Annotated in this window: 13 protein-coding genes and 1 tRNA gene; 8 read left to right on the forward strand and 6 right to left on the reverse strand. The window is 63.9% G+C overall.

The features are described 5' to 3' along the window. Positions 1-24: 24 nt before the first annotated feature. A complete protein-coding gene (locus KQI12_RS07780) occupies positions 25-1,941 on the reverse strand; it encodes a S41 family peptidase (protein WP_216572410.1) in 1,917 nt (638 codons plus the stop codon). Positions 1,942-2,056: 115 nt separating this feature from the next. Then, the gene (locus tag KQI12_RS07785) at positions 2,057-3,004 is read right to left on the reverse strand and encodes a copper amine oxidase N-terminal domain-containing protein (RefSeq protein ID WP_216572411.1); all 948 of its coding nucleotides are present in this window, start codon (positions 3,002-3,004) and stop codon (positions 2,057-2,059) included. Positions 3,005-3,189: 185 nt separating this feature from the next. Between KQI12_RS07785 and KQI12_RS07790 the strand changes: the two genes are divergently transcribed. The 3 genes from KQI12_RS07790 (at position 3,190) to KQI12_RS07800 (ending at position 7,822) form a co-directional block, all read left to right on the forward strand. Beyond that, complete coding sequence (locus tag KQI12_RS07790) at positions 3,190-4,086, forward strand: CPBP family intramembrane glutamic endopeptidase (RefSeq protein WP_216572412.1); 897 nt, start codon at positions 3,190-3,192, stop codon at positions 4,084-4,086. A gap of 348 nt (positions 4,087-4,434) precedes the next feature. Continuing rightward, on the forward strand, positions 4,435-6,474 hold the full coding sequence (locus KQI12_RS12705) for an ATP-binding protein (RefSeq protein ID WP_305849798.1): 2,040 nt from the start codon (positions 4,435-4,437) through the stop codon (positions 6,472-6,474). Between the two features lie 43 nt (positions 6,475-6,517). Continuing rightward, positions 6,518-7,822: a hypothetical protein gene (locus KQI12_RS07800; protein WP_216572413.1), complete on the forward strand. Its 1,305-nt coding sequence runs from the start codon at positions 6,518-6,520 to the stop codon at positions 7,820-7,822. Between the two features lie 119 nt (positions 7,823-7,941). Here KQI12_RS07800 and KQI12_RS07805 read toward each other — a convergent pair whose 3' ends face one another. Continuing rightward, the gene (locus KQI12_RS07805; RefSeq protein WP_216572414.1) at positions 7,942-9,414 is read right to left on the reverse strand and encodes a carbon starvation protein A; all 1,473 of its coding nucleotides are present in this window, start codon (positions 9,412-9,414) and stop codon (positions 7,942-7,944) included. Positions 9,415-10,028: 614 nt separating this feature from the next. Between KQI12_RS07805 and KQI12_RS07810 the strand changes: the two genes are divergently transcribed. The 3 genes from KQI12_RS07810 to nrdR all read left to right on the forward strand — a co-directional run bounded on the left by KQI12_RS07810 (position 10,029) and on the right by nrdR (position 12,708). Beyond that, the gene (locus KQI12_RS07810; RefSeq protein WP_216572415.1) at positions 10,029-10,976 is read left to right on the forward strand and encodes an NYN domain-containing protein; all 948 of its coding nucleotides are present in this window, start codon (positions 10,029-10,031) and stop codon (positions 10,974-10,976) included. A 203-nt stretch (positions 10,977-11,179) separates the two neighbouring features. After that, on the forward strand, positions 11,180-12,076 hold the full coding sequence (locus tag KQI12_RS07815; protein WP_216572416.1) for a 3-hydroxyacyl-CoA dehydrogenase family protein: 897 nt from the start codon (positions 11,180-11,182) through the stop codon (positions 12,074-12,076). A gap of 161 nt (positions 12,077-12,237) precedes the next feature. After that, a complete protein-coding gene (nrdR, locus tag KQI12_RS07820) occupies positions 12,238-12,708 on the forward strand; it encodes a transcriptional regulator NrdR (protein ID WP_216572417.1) in 471 nt (156 codons plus the stop codon). A 125-nt stretch (positions 12,709-12,833) separates the two neighbouring features. Here nrdR and KQI12_RS07825 read toward each other — a convergent pair whose 3' ends face one another. Then, positions 12,834-13,805, reverse strand: a complete 972-nt coding sequence (locus tag KQI12_RS07825; RefSeq protein WP_216572418.1) for a glycosyltransferase family 2 protein — start codon at positions 13,803-13,805, stop codon at positions 12,834-12,836. A gap of 80 nt (positions 13,806-13,885) precedes the next feature. Then, positions 13,886-13,959: transfer RNA gene (locus KQI12_RS07830), tRNA-Gln, on the reverse strand. A gap of 286 nt (positions 13,960-14,245) precedes the next feature. Here KQI12_RS07830 and KQI12_RS07835 point away from each other — a divergent pair. Beyond that, complete coding sequence (locus KQI12_RS07835) at positions 14,246-16,057, forward strand: LTA synthase family protein (protein ID WP_371817989.1); 1,812 nt, start codon at positions 14,246-14,248, stop codon at positions 16,055-16,057. A gap of 21 nt (positions 16,058-16,078) precedes the next feature. Further along, positions 16,079-16,846, forward strand: coding sequence for a glycoside hydrolase family 25 protein (locus KQI12_RS07840; RefSeq protein ID WP_216572419.1), 768 nt, complete (start codon positions 16,079-16,081; stop codon positions 16,844-16,846). A 116-nt stretch (positions 16,847-16,962) separates the two neighbouring features. On the opposite strand, the gene KQI12_RS07845 is transcribed toward KQI12_RS07840, so the two are convergent. After that, on the reverse strand, positions 16,963-17,904 hold the full coding sequence (locus tag KQI12_RS07845) for a hypothetical protein (RefSeq protein WP_216572420.1): 942 nt from the start codon (positions 17,902-17,904) through the stop codon (positions 16,963-16,965). Positions 17,905-18,122: the final 218 nt, after the last annotated feature.

Here is an 18,122-nt window from a genome sequence, read left to right on the forward strand (position 1 = left end):
AAGGGAGCGGAGAGGGCTTTTCATTCATACGGGGAGCTCGTCGGCGGCCTCCAGCACCTGATAAAGCAGGTAGGCAGCCTCGCCTCGGGTGGCGGAGGCGGCGGGCTGGATGGCATCCGTCTCGTCCCAGAGGAGGCTGATCGTGTTGCCGAAGAAGCCGGTCTGGCTCTCGGTCAGGAGCCACAGGTCGCTCCGGACCCAGCCGGGCCAGGCGGACAGGGCGGCGTCGGACAGGGCGTCCGCCGGGATCTGGCGGGCTTTGTCGTAGAAGTCCATGTTCAGCATCCGGGCCATCCGGGCCAGGATGGAGCAGAGCTCCTGGTGGGTCACGGGATCGTCGGGGTGGAAAGCGCCCTTCCCGTCACCGGAGACCAGCCCCAGTTTAGCCAGTGCGTTGACGGCGGGACCGTACCAGCTGTCCATGGACACATCGGAGAAGGCGCTGTCTCCAGAGGGGACATTGCAGTTCAGGGCCACCGCCAGCAGGACAGAGAGCTCCGCCCGGCTGAGGCCCTCTTCTGGCCGATAGGACACGCCGTCCACGCCGGAGAGGATGCCGTAGGAGGCCAGCAGATCGATCGCCTGGGCGTAGGGACTGTCCGCCGTGTCATCGAAGGAGCGGTCCTCATAGGAGACGCCGCACTCCTGGGCGGCGGTGCGGGGGGAGATGGACTTCCAGCCGTCATTGCCCTTGCCGGTGCCCTCCCACAGCTTGGCAGTGGGGGGCAGGGCGGAGAGGAGCTCGGCAAAGGCCGTCTGATAGGCCGGATCGGAAGCGGTCTCCTTGGAGATGTACCACCGCCACTTCAGGTCCAGCCGGTAGTATCCGGTGTTCGCCGCGCCGGGAGTCCCGCCGCAGAGGAGATAGGCCACGTTCTCCGTCTGGCGGTCATCCACCAGCAGGTGGGGGATCACGCCGATCGTGTCGGTGGTGGAGCCGGAGGAGGTGAAGAACCGGTGAGTGGTGATCTTCAGGGCATCCCCGTCGGGGAAGCAGTCGGGCTCGGTACGCTGGTCGAAGAGCGTCTGGGCCACGCCCTTGCCGTAGGTCCGGCCGCCGATGACGATGCCGGCGTTCCGGTCCCGGATGGCGGCGGAGAAGAGCTCGGAGGAGCTGGCCGTGTGCTCGTCCACCAGCACGATCACCGGCTCGATGGTCAAGGTGTCTGTGGAGGCCCGGAAGGCGGTATACTGGTCGGCGCTGTCCCGGAGGTAGCCGATGGTGCCGCTTCCGGTGAAGGCGCTGGCGGCCTTGACCGCCGCGTCGGTGAGGCCGCCGCCGTTGCCCCGCAGGTCCATGATCCAGTGGTCCACCGAGGGCTTGTAGGCGGCGATGCCCTCCTGGATGTGGCCGTAGGTGTCATCGCCGAAGGTGGTACAGTCCAGATAGCCGATGTGGCCGTCCACCAGCGTCGTGGAGGTGGAGGGGACCACCACCTTGGTTCGGGTCAACACCGCCGAGCGGACATGGCCGTCCCGAAGCCAGCGGAGCTCCACCTGAGTGCCCTCCTCGCCCTGGATCAGAGCCACGGCGGCCTCGGGCGCCATGCCCACTACGGACTGGCCGTCCACATGGGTGAGGACGTCCCCGGCCTGGAGCCCGGCAGCCAGAGCGGGGCTGCCGTCCAGCACCCGGCTGACCACCAGGCCCTCCTCGGTGGACTGGGAGACCACACCGATGCCCACCAGCTCCTCATCCTCCATAGAGGCCAGGAACTGGGCGTACTCCTCGGCGGTGAAGTATTGGGTATAGCGGTCGCCCAGAGCCTCCAGCAGAGCGTCGAGGGTGGGCTGGTCCAGGACATCCTGATGGATGGAGTCGATGTAGTTCTCCTCCAGGAGGACCTTGGCCTGATCTAGGGTCAGTGCCTGGGCCGGGAAGGCCAGGAACGAGCAGATGAGGATGCCCGACAGGAGGCGGGCGGGACGGCGGTGATGCATCAGGAAGGTCCTCCTTCATCGAAGATGGATGTGTCTTATGTCAACGAAAACTGATCTCATTCTACAACAAATGCCGGGCGGGCACAATGGTCCCGCCCGGCATTTTTGAAAAAATTCAGGTGTGATGGGAGAAATATGTCCCGGTCAGGCTCAGGATCCGGTCCAGAGGCAGGAAGGTGACACCGTCGGAGGCATAAGCGCCCCATTCCTCCTCGCCCAGCGGGATGCGGAAGGCCATGTCACCTTCCAGGACCACTGTGACCTCTCTAGGGCGGTCCGGATGCCAAAAGACCTGATCGCCCATGGCCTCCAGCACGGGGCGCAGGGGGAGCATCAGAGCGCCGTCCCGGATCTGAGGGAGGGACTGCGGCGTCAGCTCCAACGCGGTGCCGTCCACGAGGACGGAGCCGGTATCGGCGGCGATCCAGCCCCGATCTCCACCGGGGAGGATGGCTAGCTTCTCCGGCGCGGCTTGGGCCGGGATGGACTTGGTGGAGGAGGGATACCAAGCGGCCACATAGTCCCCGGGCTGGAGCTGCTCCAGTGTCCGGCGGCCCAGAAGCTCTGTGGAGGAGGAGACGTGGTAGGTCATACGTTCCGTATAGACGGTGAGGGCATCCGGCTCCCGGTCCACGGCGGTGACCCGCTCTGCCGCGGGAGCGGCGGCGTCTGCGGGGATCTGGGCCACGATGAGGGCGGCGCCGGCCTGGGCCGGCAGGCTCAGCATGACCATGGGCGGGCCGTACACATAGACCCCGTCCCCAGGCTGGAGCTGATCCAGCGTCAGGACTTCCCCGGAGAAGGAGAGGATCAGGCTGTCCTCTGAGAGGTGATAAAGGGTGTCGCCATCCTCTTCGGATACCAGTACGGAGGAGCCCTCCACGCTGGACACGGAGCCGTAGGAGCAGGACCAGTCCTCCTGCTCCGGAAGAGAGAAGGCGGCGGTCTGGATCGCCGACGGCACAGCGGAAGCGGAAGAGGAGGGCTCCGCCGCCTGACAGGCGGCAGCCAGTACGGCACAGCTGAGGGCGGCCCCGGCGAGGACACGGATGTTCGGTTTCATGGTACGGTCTCCTTTCTGATGTCGTTCATCTGTTCAGACGAGCGGGAGCGGGAAAAGTTCCACCGGCGGTGGAAAAAAGCGGCCTGGACTGGTATGATGATAGGACACGGCCCGGACGGCCGCCGCCCGTGTTCCGCGGGCCGCCGCTCCGGGGACACGACGATCGGGGAACGGGAGGAGAAGCGATGACACAGGGGGGACGGCGGGCTTTCCGCCCGGAGGGACCGGAGGAGCGGATACGGGAGCAGGCCTTCTCACGGATCGGATGGGGGCTGTTGGCCTTCCGGCTGTCGGCGGTCCTGCTGGGCGGGCTGTTGAGGACACTGACGGCGGGCCGGGCCGTCGGGCCGGTGCTGAGGCTGGCCGCAGAGCTGGTCTGGTATGGGGTCGGCCTGGGATCGGCTTGGCGGCTCATGGCTCCGCTGGAGCGGCAGCCGTTCGAGGCGCGGCCGGTCCGCCCTGGGCGGCTGGCGGAACTCTGGTGCATGGCCTTCAGCGGGGCGGTGGTCTGCTCCAGACTGACGGGCCTGCTGGAGGAGCTTTTGGAGCGGAACACCGGTCTGGTGAGCCGGGACCCGACGGAGGCCTTGCTCGCCATGCCGTGGCCGATCCTGCTGGTCCAGACCTGCGTCCTGGCTCCCGTCGTGGAAGAGGTCCTGTTCCGCCGGATCGTCCTGGAGCGGCTCCGGCCCTGGGGGGACGCCTTCGCGGTGGGGCTGTCGGCCCTGCTCTTCGCCCTGCTCCACGGAGATCTGGCTCAGATGCTCTATGCCTGGGTGGGCGGCCTGGCACTGGGCTGGGCGGCGGTGGAGACCGGGCGGCTGAGGACCAGCATCCTGCTCCACGCCCTGTTGAACGGAGCCACGGTGGTCCAGGCCCTTCTGACCGGCCGGGCAGCGCTTTGGTACACAGTCGTGCTGATGCTGGCGGCGGCGGTGGGGATGGTGCTCTGGCTGTTCCGGAGGGAGACCGTCCTGCGTCCCTGGGAACGGTCCTTCCGGCCGACAGAGCTCTTCTGCTGCCCGGGGATGCTGGCCTTCCTGCTGTGGACGGCGCTGTCATGCGTCAGCTATCTGGAGTGACCGGTTTCGATACGAGTGAGCGGCTCCGTCCATGAGATAGAGGAGGCTGAAAAACAGGACGGAGAGGAACGACAGTACCCCCGGCGCGTATATCACATGTCGCTTCCCCGGCGGAGGGCATAGGATCCCCATCCCCTCGGCCAAGTCGGAACGGCCCATCCGTCCGGGATAGGCCCAGCATACCGCGTTTTCCCTCCAGTGGATAGGGAAGATCGGGGGACGACCAGTTTTGGCGGTACGCCGGGCTCCGCCGCTTTCCAAATTTTAAGGATCTTTTGAAGAAAAATGCTCGAGACCATGCTATGATAACAGTGACGATCTGTGAGATCTGTGACAGGAGGTGTGTCCATGAAGCGATTGGCGGCCCTTGGGGCCTTCCGGCTGTCCCTCTATCTCGAGCCACGGGTCAGCGATGACTTTTTCCGGACGTACAGCAAGCTGATCTCTCCGGACGTGACGGAGGAGGAGATCGAGTCCTATCCGACGGAGCCGGAGGAGCTGTTCTTCGACAAGCCTGTGACCGCCGCTCGCTGGCAGGGCCTTCTGGAGCGGGTCGGCGGGGATCCCATCGCGGTCACGGCGGTCCAGCTCTATCTGCTGGCCCTGATGGAGGAGCGGACGGTGGACCTGCTCCGGGAGGGATTGGGCCTGGCCGACGGGCTCACCATCGAGGCCGCCGGCCGGGTGGCCTGCCGGGAGGAGGAGAGCATCGACCTGGCGCCCCGGCTCCGGGCGGCCTATGACAAGGTGGAGCTGCTCCTCCAGGCCGAGCCGGACCGGGACTGGTGGAAAGCGCCCTTCCGGCTGGACGGGCGGCTGGCCGCGTGGCTGGCGGGGGATGACACGCCGGACCGGGCCCTCATGCCCGCCTGTACGGTGTTCCGGCCGAATGAGCCGCTGGCCTCCGCCGTCCTGACCGGCGGCCGGATCCGGCAGACGGCCGAAACGCTGGCCGAGCGGACCGGCTTCTCTGTGGTCCATATCTCCGGCGATCCGGGGAGCGGCCGGCGGCACTTCGCCTGCCATGCGGCCCGAGATCTGGGGCGGGAACTGCTGATCGTCCCATTCGATGCCATAGCGCGGGATGGCGCCCTGCTGGACGGCCCTTGGCGGCGGGTCCTGCGGGAACTGCTCCTCTCCGAGCGTCTGCTCTGCCTGAGCGATGTGGACTGCCCGGCCGAGAAGCGGACGGGGCGCCTGCCGCCGCTCCTGCGGCGGATGGAGGGAGATCTGACGCCCTTCGGCCGGCCGGTGTTCATGACGACGCCGCAGGCGGTGAAGGTGGTGCCCTTCCTGACCGCCCCGGTGGATGCCGTCCAGATCCCGCCGCCCACCATCCCCCAGAGCGCGGAGCTCTGGCGGGAGCTGACCACCGCCCTCCTGCCGGACGGCGGGGAGGGGTTCCCGGCGGAGGGACTGGCGGCCAAGATGACGCTCACCGCCGGACAGATGGAGCGCATCGTCCATCTGCTCCGGTACCGCAGGCCCAGAGGGCCCTGGCAGGAGCGGGACATCTTCCAGCTCTGCTATCAGGTGCTGGATGACGGCCGCTATGAGAACATCCGTTTCGTGGACAGCGCCTACGGCTGGGACGACCTCCGACTGGAGCCGCCCCTCAAGCGGACGCTGGAGGCGGTCTGCGCTCAGGTGGAGCACCAGGGCACCGTGCTGGACGAGTGGGGCCTGCGGCGGCGGTATCCCTATGGGCGCTGTGTGTCCGTGCTGATGTCCGGCCCTCCGGGCACCGGCAAGACGATGACCGCTCAGGTACTGGCCTCCCGGCTGGGGCTGGAGCTCTACAAAGTGGACCTCTCTCAGATCGTGGACAAGTACATCGGCGAGACGGAGAAGCGTCTGCGGCAGGTGTTCGACCAGGCGGAGAAGAGCGGCCTCATCCTCTTCTTCGACGAGGCCGACGCCCTGCTGGGCAAACGCAGTGAGGTCAAGGACGCCAAGGACAAGTACGCCAACACCGAAGTGGCCTATCTCCTCCAGCGGATGGAGGAGTACCAGGGCATCGTGCTCATGGCCACCAATCAGGCTGGGAGCATCGACGCGGCTTTCGTCCGCCGCTTCCGCTATCATCTGGTGTTCACGCTCCCGGATGAGGACATGCGCCGGTCCATCTGGACGGACGCCCTGCGGGGGATCCCTGCGGCGGCGCTCCAGATCGACTATCTGGCCCGACAGTTCCAGCTCTCCGGCGCGCAGATCAAGAACGTGGTGCTCAACGGCGCGTACCGGGCCGCGGCGGACGGTGGTGTCCTGCGGATGGACCATCTGGTCCGTGCCATCTTCCAGGAGCTCCAAAAGGAGGGCAAGGTCCTGCTTGCCGGTGATTTCGGGGAGTACGGAGCCCTGCTGAGCGATTTTTTGTCAGGAGGCTGAGCCATGGGGAAACGACTGCATTTGGATCCGTCGGCAGAGAGGGATGATCCGCCAGCAGATGGACGGCGTCCTCGCAGTGAACGGAGATCCCGCCCAGTCCCCTGAGCTCCTGCGTGCCAAGATCGCGTGGGGAGCGCAGGCGGAGCGGGCGAAGGCCTATCACGATATGGCCGCCCTGCTGAAGATGGGGAGCAAGGCCCGGGTGAAAGCCCTGAAAGAGGCGGAGGAGGAACTGCTGAAGGCCGACCGGCTCCGGAAGGAGTACAAGGTAGCCTGTATGCCGGAGGGGAAGGAAAAGGAGCGGGAGGCCGCTACGATCGTCCGCCACGGGAGATATGACCAGCTCAAGAGCATCTTCCGCACGCCCACCGAGTATTCCCGGGAGGAATCCGAGATCACCATCAAGAGTGAGAACGGACAGGAGCTCCGCCTGATCAACGAGGGCCGGGCCACTATGGGCGGGACCAAGGCCATGTACCGTTTCCGGGACCTGGATCGGAACGGGGAGCTCGGCGGCCAGAGCTGGCTGTTCAAGGAGGCCACCAATTGCATCGGCATGGCCAAGCCGGAGGGTGCCGTCGTCACAGAGGAGGCCTCCCGGCTCCAGCAGGAGCTGCGGGGCGCGCTCTCCATCCCTGCCTACTGCATCCGGGATGAGAAAGGCAAGGTCATCGGCTCCATCCAAAAGGAACTCAAAAAGGTGGAGGGCGGCACGGATCTTTTCAAGTGGCAGGCCCAGAAGGACCTGGCGGTGGACGCGCCGGAGCAGGAGACCCTGAACGACCTGATGAGCGAGCATACGCTGGACTGGGTGCTCTGCAACTTCGACACGAAGGGCGAGAACTTCATCAACCAGGCGGGAGGACATGTGGTCTCCTTCGACAAGGAGGCCTCCCTCAACAAGCTCTTCGACCCGGAGGCTCAGGCGATGTCCTATACCTATAAGCCCCACGCCAACGATACGATCTACAACACCATGTTCAAGGCCTATGTGGAGGGCAAGGTCCGTCTGGACCTCAACGCTAATTTCAAGACGATACAGTACATCGAGGAGAAGCAGGAACAGGATCCGGACTACTTCGTGAAGATGTTCAAGAACACGCTGGACACCAAGTACGGCACGAAGGGCGAGGACCGGGACAAGGCGGAACAGCTCCTGAGGGAACGGTTCCAGGACCTGCGGGAGACCTACCGCGCGTTCTACACGCAGCTCATCGACGGACGGATGAGCAAGTTCCAGGGCGACTCGGAAGATGATCTCTGGGAGCTGGAGATGCTGTCCCGGCTCCAGGACAAGCATGGGCGATACCGTTTCCCGGACGAGAACAACAACGGAGTCCGGGAATAAAACCAGGATAGAAAACGGGACCCGGTGCCAGTTCGGCACCGGGTCCCGTTTTTGCGGGGAGCGATGGGAGAGGAGCGGCTCCCCGCGGGGATAAGAAAGAGGAAAGAGAGGAAGCGGACTTACTTGGCCAGCTCGTGATCCACGTCGTCCTTATGGACGAGGAAGGTGCGCCACCAGAAGATGGCGAAGAACACCACGGCGGTGAGGATGCCCACGGGATAGGCGATGGAAGTGGACAGATGCAGGCACTCAGGCGCCTGGAAGAAGTAGGTCACGGACACCGCGGACATGAAAGCGGCGGGGAGGGCGGCCATCAGGCAGGCGATAGGCGGATAGCCGTACTTGTGCAGGAACACGGCGCCGGTCCACAGGACCATCATGGCCAGCGTCTGGTTGGACCAGGAGAAGTATCTCCAGAGGACGCTCCAGGGGAACGCCAGCGCGATCACCGCGCCCACGCCCAGCAGGGGCACGGACAGGGCGGCGCGGGGCCCGACCTTGGACTGGTCGATGTGGAACCAGTCGGCGATGGTCAGACGGGCGGAGCGGTAAGCGGTATCGCCGGAGGTGATGGGGCAGGCGATGACGCCGATCATGGCCAGCACACCGCCCACGGGGCCCAGCAGGGTGGTGGAGATCTCATACACCACGTCGCCGGCGCCGCCGGCATTCAGGGCGGCATTCAGGTTGGTCATGCCGTCCAGCAGGGAGCCGTGGTGGGTGTAGAAGGTGACGCCGGCGGCGGCCCAGATCAGAGCGATGATGCCCTCGGCCACCATGGCGCCGTAGAACACGGTGCGGCCCTCTTTCTCACTCTTGATGCAGCGGGCCATCATGGGGGACTGGGTGGCATGGAAGCCGGAGATCGCGCCGCAGGCCACGGTGATGAACATCATGGACCACTTGGGCAGACCGGCGGGATGAGCGGTAGTCAGGGCGCTCAGGGTCAGCTCCGGCATATCGCCGCCCATCTGGACGAGGATACCGCCGCCGATGCCCAGCGCCATGACGATCAGGCACAGGCCGAACAGGGGATAGATCTTGCCGATGATCTTGTCGATGGGGAGGAAGGTGGCCAGCAGGTAGTAGATCATGATCACCACCAGCCAGAACATCTTGTCCAGCGTGTCAGGGGTGAGCTTGGCCAGCAGGCCCGCGGGGCCCACGGAGAAGTTGACGCCCACCATGATCAGCAGGACCACGGAGAAGATCCGCATGATGAAGGAGATCACACGGCCCATGTGGCGGCCTACCACCTCGGAGATGGAGGCGCCGTCCTCACGCTCGCTCATCATGCCGGAGAGGAAGTCGTGGACGCCGCCGCCCAGGATGGTGCCGAAGACGATCCACAGGTAGACGGAAGGGCCCCAACAGGCGCCGGAGAGCGCGCCGTAGATCGGGCCGAGCCCGGCGATGTTGAGGAGCTGGATCAGGAAGATGCGCCAGGTCTTCATGGGGATATAGTCCACGCCATCGGGATGGGCGACGGCGGGCGTCTGGCGGTCGTCGATGTGGAAGACCTTCTCGATCAGTTTGCTGTAGGTGAAGAAGCCTATGATCAGGATGAGCAGTGCCACAAAGAATGTGACCATATACGATCCCTCCTTTGAATCGTAGGCGGGGGAGATGACACACGAAAATTTCTCCCGGCCTGGACTTCAGGGCGGCGGGCCGGAGGCTCCTCTTCCCCGGCTCCATCCCTTTGGACGCCCCTATGATAGCACAGAAAGAACGGGATCGAAAGGAATGAAATACACATAAATATAGGAAAAAGTTCGACGAAACGACGAGACGGAAGAGTTCAAAAAGAAGGCGGAGAGGCCAGAAACAGACTGAGACGATAGGAAAATAGAAAATAGGACAAAAGTTCCGTGTAGTCTTATAATGATGGCGGATCGATCAGATATGAGGATAAAAAGATGCCTGCGATGGGATGGGGAGGATGAACTGCGTCATGGCAGGAGCGGATGGACGGATCCGTCCGGATATAGTCGATGTCTGGGTGAATGAAATATCCATATTTTCGATCAAAATGACAGGAGAGCGGAAGACCGTTCGGATCATAGTGGAAATATGCCACGAGTTGGGGTAAAATAAACCTGTAATAAAACGCAACAGATAAAGGAGCGGTCACGATGAGAGACATCGTTCGATATGAGATCATGGGACGGCCGGAGCGGACCGTGCTGGAAGGGGGGCGGCGCTGATGGAGCAGACAGAACTGCGCCTGGCCGTCCTCATCGACGCGGACAACGCCCCCCGCACGGCCATCAAGGACGTGATGGCCGAGGTAGCGGTCTACGGGACCCCCACCATCAAGCGGATCTACGGGGACTGGACCTCCCCCAATATGTCCACCTGGAAGCCCCTCCTGCTGGAGAACGCCATCGCCCCCGTCCAGCAGTACGCCTATACCACCGGAAAGAACGCCACAGACTCCGCGATGATCATCGACGCGATGGATATCCTCTACTCCGGGCGGGTGGACGGCTTCGTGCTGGTGTCCAGCGACAGTGACTTCACCCGGCTGGCTACCCGGCTCCGGGAGGCGGGGATGAAGGTCTATGGCATGGGGGAGCGCAAGACACCGGGGCCCTTCATCGTGGCCTGCGACAAGTTCGTGTATATCGAGGTCATCCGGGCGGCAGGAGACCGGGCCCGGGCGGCGGCGAAGGCGGAGGCCCGGGCCGCGGAGCAGAAGCGGGCGGAACAGGCCCGACAGGAGAAGGAGCGGAAGGAGAAGGAAGAGCGGGAGCGTGCCGCCAAGGCCGCGGAACAGGCCAAGGCCGAGACCGGCAAGAGCGGCGGTCGCCGGAAGAAGAAGGCGGCCGAGGCCCCCAAGGCCGACCCAGAACCTGCCCGTCCCGCCCCGGCCCAGGAGGAGAACGCCGGATCCGAGCGCCTCATCCCACTGGAAGTAGAGGCCCTGCTGGCTGATTCCGTGGAGGACATCGCCGACGAGGACGGCTACGCCTTCATGGGCGATCTGGGCAACCTGCTTGTGAAGAAGCAGCCCGACTTCGACCCCCGGAACTTCGGCTTCTCCAAGCTGACCAAGCTGGTGAAGGCGCTGGACCGGTTCGAGATCGATGTGCGCTCTACCAACCTGCCCCATGTGAAGCACATCTTCGTCCGGGACAAGGAACGCAAGTGAGGCACGATCCCATCGGGGCGGCCCGCTCTGCTGCAAAAAAACAGCACGGGCCGCCCATTTTCCGGTATCTTTGGACTGGACAGTCGAAATACGGTGTGCTATAATACCGCCAGTCGATAAGGCATTTTTATTTTGCGGCATGGACGGAATCTGGTTCCATATCGCGGAAGAACATATTCTTATGGAGAAATGGGGAGATCACAATGGAGATTAAGAAAATCTTTGTGGTGGGCGCCGGCTTCATGGGCAGCGGCATCGCCCAGGTCGCCATCCAGAGCGGCTTCGACGTCACCATCAATGACCAGCGCGAGGCTGCGCTGGAGGGCGCGAAGGTCAACATCGAGAAGCGTCTGACCCGTCTGGTCACTAAGGGCAAGATCACCGAGGAGGACAAGGCCATCGCCATGAGCCATCTGTCCACCTCCAGCAGCGTCCATTCCGCTACGGACGCCGACCTGGTCATCGAGGCCATCTTCGAGAACCTGGACGCCAAGCGCGCTGTGTTCGAGCAGCTGGACAAGATCTGCGGCCGCAACACCATCTTCGCGTCCAACACCTCTTCCATCTCCCTGACCAGTCTGGCCGCGGCCACCAGCCGTGCGGACCGGGTAGTGGGCATGCACTTCTTCTCCCCGGTGCCCGCTATGCGTCTGGTGGAGGTCGTTTACGGCCTGCGCACCTCTCAGGAGACCATCGATACCATCATGTCCATCGGCGACAAGATGAACAAGAAGATGATCCTGGCCAAGGATAAGCCCGGCTTCATCGTCAACCGTATGCTCCTTCCCATGCTGAATGAGGCCGTCCAGATCCTGGACGAGGACATCGGCAGCGTCGAGGACACCGACGAGGGCATGAAGCTCGGCTGTAACCACCCCATGGGCCCCCTGGAGCTGGCCGACATGGTGGGCCTGGACATCCTGCTGGAGGTCATGGAGACCTTCTACACCGACCTGGGCGACACCAAGTACCGTCCCGCGCACCTGCTGCGCAAGATGGTGGCCGCCGGCTATCTGGGCCAGAAGTCCGGCGCCGGCTTCTACATCTACGACAAGGACCGCAAGAAGGTCGGTGTCAACCCCGTTCTGGACAAGCACTGAGCCATCCTGAGATAACGGAGTCCCTAATAGGACCGAAGCCCACGCCGATTTTGGCGTGGGCTTCATTTTTTCCACGGAAGAGAAGAAAAAGGTTCAAAAGGGCGGCGCGGCGTGCTATAATAAAGTCCAAATAATGACCCACGATGAGGGAGGGGACTCACATGAGATGTCCATACTGCGCCAATCCGGAGAGCAAGGTCGTGGATTCGCGGCCTTCGGACGAGGGGGCCAGCATCCGCCGCCGCCGGGAGTGTCTGGTCTGTCATAAGCGCTTCACCACCTATGAGACCATGGAGAGCCTGCCTCTGGTGGTCATCAAGAAGGACGGGAGCCGCCAGACCTTCGACAAGAGCAAGCTCCTCAACGGGATGCTCCGGGCCTGTGAGAAGCGGCCCGTGCCCTTCGACACGCTGGAGAGCATCGCCAATGAGATCGAGCAGACCCTCCAGACCGCTCTGGACCGGGAGGTCCCCTCGGCCCACATCGGCGAGCTGGTCATGGAACGCCTGCGCAATGTGGACGAGGTGGCCTATGTGCGCTTTGCCTCGGTCTACCGCCAGTTCAAGGATATCAGCACCTTCATGGACGAGCTGAACAAGCTCCTGAAAGAGAGCGGCGAGAAGCGGGGCTGAAGCGGCACTGCCTGACGCATATCCAGCGTACGGATCAGGATCTCTGCCAAAAGCGGGAAAAATAAAAAGGACTGAGGGAGAGATGCTCTGCCCTCAGTCTTCTTTTACCCGAACGGGAAAAGGAACTAGCCGGTCCGGTGCCTCCGACGGGGCTTCTTGGGCGCGGCAGGTCTGGGATGGTTCTGCGGGCTCTTGGAGTCGCCGCGGAACGCCCTTTTGGAGGTGGAGAGGCCGGGCGGATCCGGGACCGTATGCCGCTTGGAGGCGGGTGCGGGCGGGTCCGGGAAGGGAAGCCCATCCACGGCGCTGGAGAGCAGGTAGCGGTATACCTGAAGCTTCTGCTTCTCATACAGGTCCAGCTCCTGATAGAGCCGCTTGTAGTAGGCGAAGGTGATGCGCTTCATCTCGATGACCCGGCGGAGGGAGGTCTGGGTGTTCACTAGGCTGTCCTCGTGCTTCACATAATAGTACACCGGCTTGGGCACCGCCGCCGCCAGACGTACATGGCGCAGATATTCCAGATTGAACAGGAAGTCCTCACACCAGCTCAGGTCGGCGGCACAGCGGAGATGGGCGGCCTCCACGACCGAGCGGCGGTAGAGCTTGTTCCACAGCACGCCGTAGTAGTAATTGGCCGGGGCCTTGCACATCTCCTGGGCATATTCCCCAAGAGTCAGCACCCGGCGGTCCCGGATATGGCCCTTTTGGACGGTCCGCTTCCCGGACACCCGGTAGAAATGAGCGACGGTCAGGTCGGCCCCGGTGGCCTCAGCCTCCCGGACCAGGATCTCGGTGGAGTCCGGCGGCAGGTAGTCATCTCCATCCACGAACTGGAGGTACTGGCCGGAGGCCCGGTCCATGGCGGCATTCCGGGCGGCGGACACCCCTCCATGGGGCAGGTCTAGCACCCGGAAGCGGTCATCCTCTCCAGCGAAGCGGCGGCAGATGGCCAGGCTTCCGTCGGGGCTGGCATCGTTGACCAGCCAGACCTCGATATCCGGCCAGGTCTGGGCGCGGATACTGTCCAGACAGCGCCCCAGATAGGCCTCGGCCTTGTAGACCGGCACGATGATGCTGACTAGGGGACGGCGTTCCATAGGGACCTCCTGTTCCAAAAGCGGCGAAAGCGGCAGGTGATAGAAAAAGGCTCTAAAGGCCGAAGCCTTTAGAGCCTTACTGGCAGCGGGTGAAGGATTCGAACCCTCACATACAGAGTCAGAGTCTGCTGTGCTACCCTTACACAAACCCGCTAAATGCTTGTCTATTATAAGTCGGGTATTCAGAAATGTCAAGAGGAAAGTTGAAAAAGTTTTTGAGAAAAGGGGATTTTTAGCGGATCCGGCTGACTTGACGATCGGGTCCGGACGACATAAAATAAATCGTTACGACATTCTGAGACCCTATATACAAGGAAGGATGGACTCGGCCCGTGAGCATTCTGCACCAGATACGACGTATACGAGTTACGATACAGACATGGCCCTGGCGGCGCTGGCCATGGCTGAGAGCCCTCTTTGCCGCCTTTGCGCCCCTCGCCGTGATCTGGCTCTGTCAGCTCATCATCCTCCAGGACGGGGCGGCGGCCTCCGCCTGGATCGACGGACACATGGAGGCCTTCTTCCTGACCTGGGGCGTGCTCTTCTTCACGGAACTGCTGGCGGCGGTCCTGACGGGCCGTCTCTTCGTAGGGACGGCCCTGATCGGCATCCCCACAGTCCTCTTTTCTGTGGCGGACTATCTGAAAGAGATGCTGAACGGCACGCCGATCATGGCCAGCGATCTGGCCATGACGGGCCAGGCGGGGCAGATCGCCGGGTTCCTCCGGCCAGGCATGGATCTGGGAGCGGCCACGGTCCCGGCCCTGTGGTTGACCATCCTCCTGCTGGTCCTGGCTGCCCTGCTGTCCAAAGGGCCGGAGCGGAGCTGGAGCCTCCGGCGGCGGCTCTGTGCCGGGGGCGCGGCGCTGTCTTTGCTATGCAATGCGGCGTGGATGCCGGCCGCCCAGTCGCTCCTGGCCGATGGACCGGAGAATGAGAGTCAGGGGAGCCGGAACGACCGGCTGGGTCTGCTGGCGGGCATCTGGAGCGCCCTCCGGGCCAGCGCCATGGAGGCTCCGGACGCTTACAGCGAGAACAATATGAACCGCATCCTACGCCAGCTCCAGGCGGATCAGGAGCCCGCGGGCGAGGCGGAAGTACGCCCCAACATCGTGCTGATCCTGTCGGAGAGCTTTTTCGACGTGACCCGCCTGCCGGGAGTGACGTTCCGGGAGGACCCGATCCCCCACTTCCGGGCCTTGCAGGCCCAGTCCGGGGGACGGTTCCTGTCCTCCGCCTATGCCGGCGGGACCGGGAACGTGGAGATGGAGCTCTTCACCGCCATCCCCTCCGCCTTCCCCGGGGCCTCGGAGAGCCTGACGACGCTCAGCGACCGGGGTGCCTACCACCGGATGCCCTCGCTGGTGAAGGCGCTGGAGGGCCAGGGCTATGACACGGAGATGGTCCACTCCTACAACGACAGCCTCTATGACCGGTCCTATGATATGCCGGCCATCGGCTTCGAGACCCGGATCTTCGACCGGGACTTCACTGTGGACAAGCGGTACGCCGGAGGCTATCTCTCCGACGACTGTCTGGCGGATCAGCTGATCGAGCGGTTCGAACAGAAAGGGGACGGGCCTCTCTTCCTCTACGGCCTGACCATGGAAAACCATCAGCCCTATTTCGCCGGGAAGTTCACCGAGCCATCCGGGGTGGACTATGACTGTCCCACCCTGACCGGCTCCGACCTGGGGGCCTTCGATTCCCTGGTCCATGGCCTCCACGATGCCGACGCCATGCTGGGGAAGCTGGTGGACTACTTCGAGGACTGCGATGAGCCGGTGATGCTGGTGTTCCTGGGGGACCATCTGCCGGGGCTCTATCTGGACGGGAAGGACACGGTGTATTCCCGGCTGGGCTATGCCTCCTCTCCGGACACCGAGGACTGGGACGCGGAGGAGCTTCTGAAAATGCACCAGACCGACTATGTGGTGTGGAACAATTACGGCGCGGATCTGACGGCCCCTGAGCGGGTGAGCGTCACTGACATGGCGGCCCAGATGCTGGACTGGGCGGGGCTGTGGAAGCCCCTCTGGTTCGACTGGGTGGAGCGGTCCGAGGCGGACATGACGCTCTACCGGGAGCGGCTTTTCGTAGATGGAGTGGGAGAGCCCTACGATGAGCCTACGGAGGAGAGCGCCGAGACGGTGTCTATCTACCGCAGTCTGGTCTATGATATCCTGTACGGGGAACACTACATCTCCGGGGCCCTCACCGACTACACGCCGGAGGACGACGCCGGGGACTGATCGGAAGGGAGGTGTCCGGCCATGGGGAAGATCCTTTGCAAGCTCATCCGTATGCTCCTGCGGCTGGTGCTAGCCGCGCTGATCCTGGCGGGACTGGCCGCGCTGACGGTCGGGCTCCTCCGCTGGCGGGGACACATCCTCTTCCGGGAGGAGCCGGATCCGAAGCAGTGGGAGGTGTTCGGCGTGGACGTGTCCACCTATCAGGGGGACGTGGACTGGACGGCTCTGGCGGATCAGGGGGTGGACTTCGCCTTCATCAAGGCCACCGAGGGCAGCGGCCTCCGGGACGTGCGCTTTTCGGACAACTGGGTGGAGGCCCAGGCCGCCGGGCTCCGGGTGGGGGCCTATCACTTTTTCAGCTACGACAGCCCCGGAGCGGATCAGGCCGCCAACTTCATCGCCGCGGTGCCGGTGACGGAGGGGACTCTGCCGCCGGTGGTGGACCTTGAGTTTTATGGACCTTACCTAGAACATCCGGCGGATCGGGACAAGACACGGGCCATCCTGGATCCGCTCCTGACGGCTCTGGAGGAGCGGTACAGGACGAAGCCGATCCTCTATGCCACCTACCGCTCCTACCAGCTCTACCTGTCCGGCGGGGCCTACCGGGACTATCCCCTGTGGATCAGCAGTCCCATGGTATCGCCGCTTTTCCACGACTGGGACTTCTGGCAGTACAGCCACGGGGCCCATCTGGAGGGCTATCAGGGCGGTGTGGACCAGATCGACCTGGACGTGTTCCGGGGGAGCAGAGAGGAATTTGAGGCGTTCGGGAGAACAGGGACATAACGGGCCTGTTCCTGTTCCCGCCGCGTCCTGAAAAAGGGCAGGAGAGGGCCTCGTCCCCTCTCCTACGTCTGCGATATGGACGAAAACGTGCCCCGTCTGCGGACGGGGCACGTTCCTCAATATGCGTAATAGATGCTCCCCAGCTCCGCCGCCGCTTCGACTATGCGGGCGCCGGACTGGCCGGCGGTGTGGCCCAGGTCCTCGCCGTCGGAGTAGATCGACCCGCTGGGGGCGGAGAGATCATAGCCGCATTGAAGCAGGTCGTCTCCGTAGAGGAAGATGTCCTGATCGGCGCAGGAGAGGCTGAGCCGCTGGAAGCCTACACGATCCGCTGTCAGGTCTCCGCCGGAGCAGGACAGCTCTACCGTGTCCGCCCCGCCCCGGAAGGCCATGAGATAGCCGCCCTCCACCTGGGCGGAGACGGCCCCGCCGTGGAGGCCCTCCAAATCCAGATACAGATCCCCGTCAGCGCAGACGATGTGGACGGACTCCAGCGCCGTCCCGGCGGGGAGAGTCAGATACAGATCGGACTCGCCGCGGCCGGTGTCGGTGATGGTGAGGGCCCCATCCTCATCCTGCCAGCGGAGCTTAGAGGTGCCGCTCAGGCTGAGCCCGAACCCGCTGCCCTCCTGGAACACCACAGAGCCACCCTGGATCTGGATATCCACAGTGCGGAAGGCGTCGGCGTCATCGGCCCGGGCGGACACGCCGTAAGAGCCGGCCCCGCCGCTGTCCGGCTCCGGAACGGAGATATGGCTCCACGCGACCGCACGGATCACATGGCGGATGCCGAAGGCCAGAAGGAGGCACAGGGCCGCCGCGCCCACCGCCAGAGCGGTCCGGCGGACCTTCCGGCTGGGGGCGCGCCCGGCGCAGGCGCAGAGCCGCCGGGCCAGCTCCTCCGGCGCGCCCCACTGGTCCATGAGCAGGGCCTCTCTATCGGGACCGGCCTCGTCCAGCTCCGCCTCATAATAGGTCAGGAGCCGCTGGGCCTCTGCCCGGTCCACCCGGCGGATGAGTCCCTCCCAGAGGGCCTGCAGGTACGCTTCCTTCGTCATGGATGTCCATCCTCCTCTGTCCTGTCTCGTTCGCTATCATCATACGATGGAACAGGCCGGAACGCAAGAGGGGAATGGCCGGTGCTGACGCTCCCTCCAGTATTTCCGCCCCGTCTGCCGCCGAAATCGGCTATCCTGCACAGCGGCTGGGTATTTCCATCGACGGAACATCCCGGATCTCCGGCGGAAGGGCTTGAAAACTGCGGGTTTTTGTACTA

The organism is Pseudoflavonifractor sp. MSJ-37, from assembly GCF_018917965.1.
In the GTDB taxonomy this organism is placed as follows: Bacteria; Bacillota; Clostridia; order Oscillospirales; family Oscillospiraceae; genus Pseudoflavonifractor_A.

What these genes read in the sequence shown, in the direction of transcription:
- KQI12_RS07815 (WP_216572416.1), top strand. Translation starts at nt 11,180, where the DNA reads ATGGAGATTAAGAAAATCTTTGTGGTGGGCGCCGGCTTCATGGGCAGC.
- KQI12_RS07840 (WP_216572419.1), top strand. Translation starts at nt 16,079, where the DNA reads ATGGGGAAGATCCTTTGCAAGCTCATCCGTATGCTCCTGCGGCTGGTG.
- KQI12_RS07790 (WP_216572412.1), top strand. Translation starts at nt 3,190, where the DNA reads ATGACACAGGGGGGACGGCGGGCTTTCCGCCCGGAGGGACCGGAGGAG.
- KQI12_RS07785 (WP_216572411.1), bottom strand. Translation starts at nt 3,004, where the DNA reads ATGAAACCGAACATCCGTGTCCTCGCCGGGGCCGCCCTCAGCTGTGCC.
- KQI12_RS07800 (WP_216572413.1), top strand. Translation starts at nt 6,518, where the DNA reads ATGATCCGCCAGCAGATGGACGGCGTCCTCGCAGTGAACGGAGATCCC.
- nrdR (WP_216572417.1), top strand. Translation starts at nt 12,238, where the DNA reads ATGAGATGTCCATACTGCGCCAATCCGGAGAGCAAGGTCGTGGATTCG.
- KQI12_RS07810 (WP_216572415.1), top strand. Translation starts at nt 10,029, where the DNA reads ATGGAGCAGACAGAACTGCGCCTGGCCGTCCTCATCGACGCGGACAAC.
- KQI12_RS07845 (WP_216572420.1), bottom strand. Translation starts at nt 17,904, where the DNA reads ATGACGAAGGAAGCGTACCTGCAGGCCCTCTGGGAGGGACTCATCCGC.
- KQI12_RS12705 (WP_305849798.1), top strand. Translation starts at nt 4,435, where the DNA reads ATGAAGCGATTGGCGGCCCTTGGGGCCTTCCGGCTGTCCCTCTATCTC.
- KQI12_RS07825 (WP_216572418.1), bottom strand. Translation starts at nt 13,805, where the DNA reads ATGGAACGCCGTCCCCTAGTCAGCATCATCGTGCCGGTCTACAAGGCC.
- KQI12_RS07780 (WP_216572410.1), bottom strand. Translation starts at nt 1,941, where the DNA reads ATGCATCACCGCCGTCCCGCCCGCCTCCTGTCGGGCATCCTCATCTGC.
- KQI12_RS07805 (WP_216572414.1), bottom strand. Translation starts at nt 9,414, where the DNA reads ATGGTCACATTCTTTGTGGCACTGCTCATCCTGATCATAGGCTTCTTC.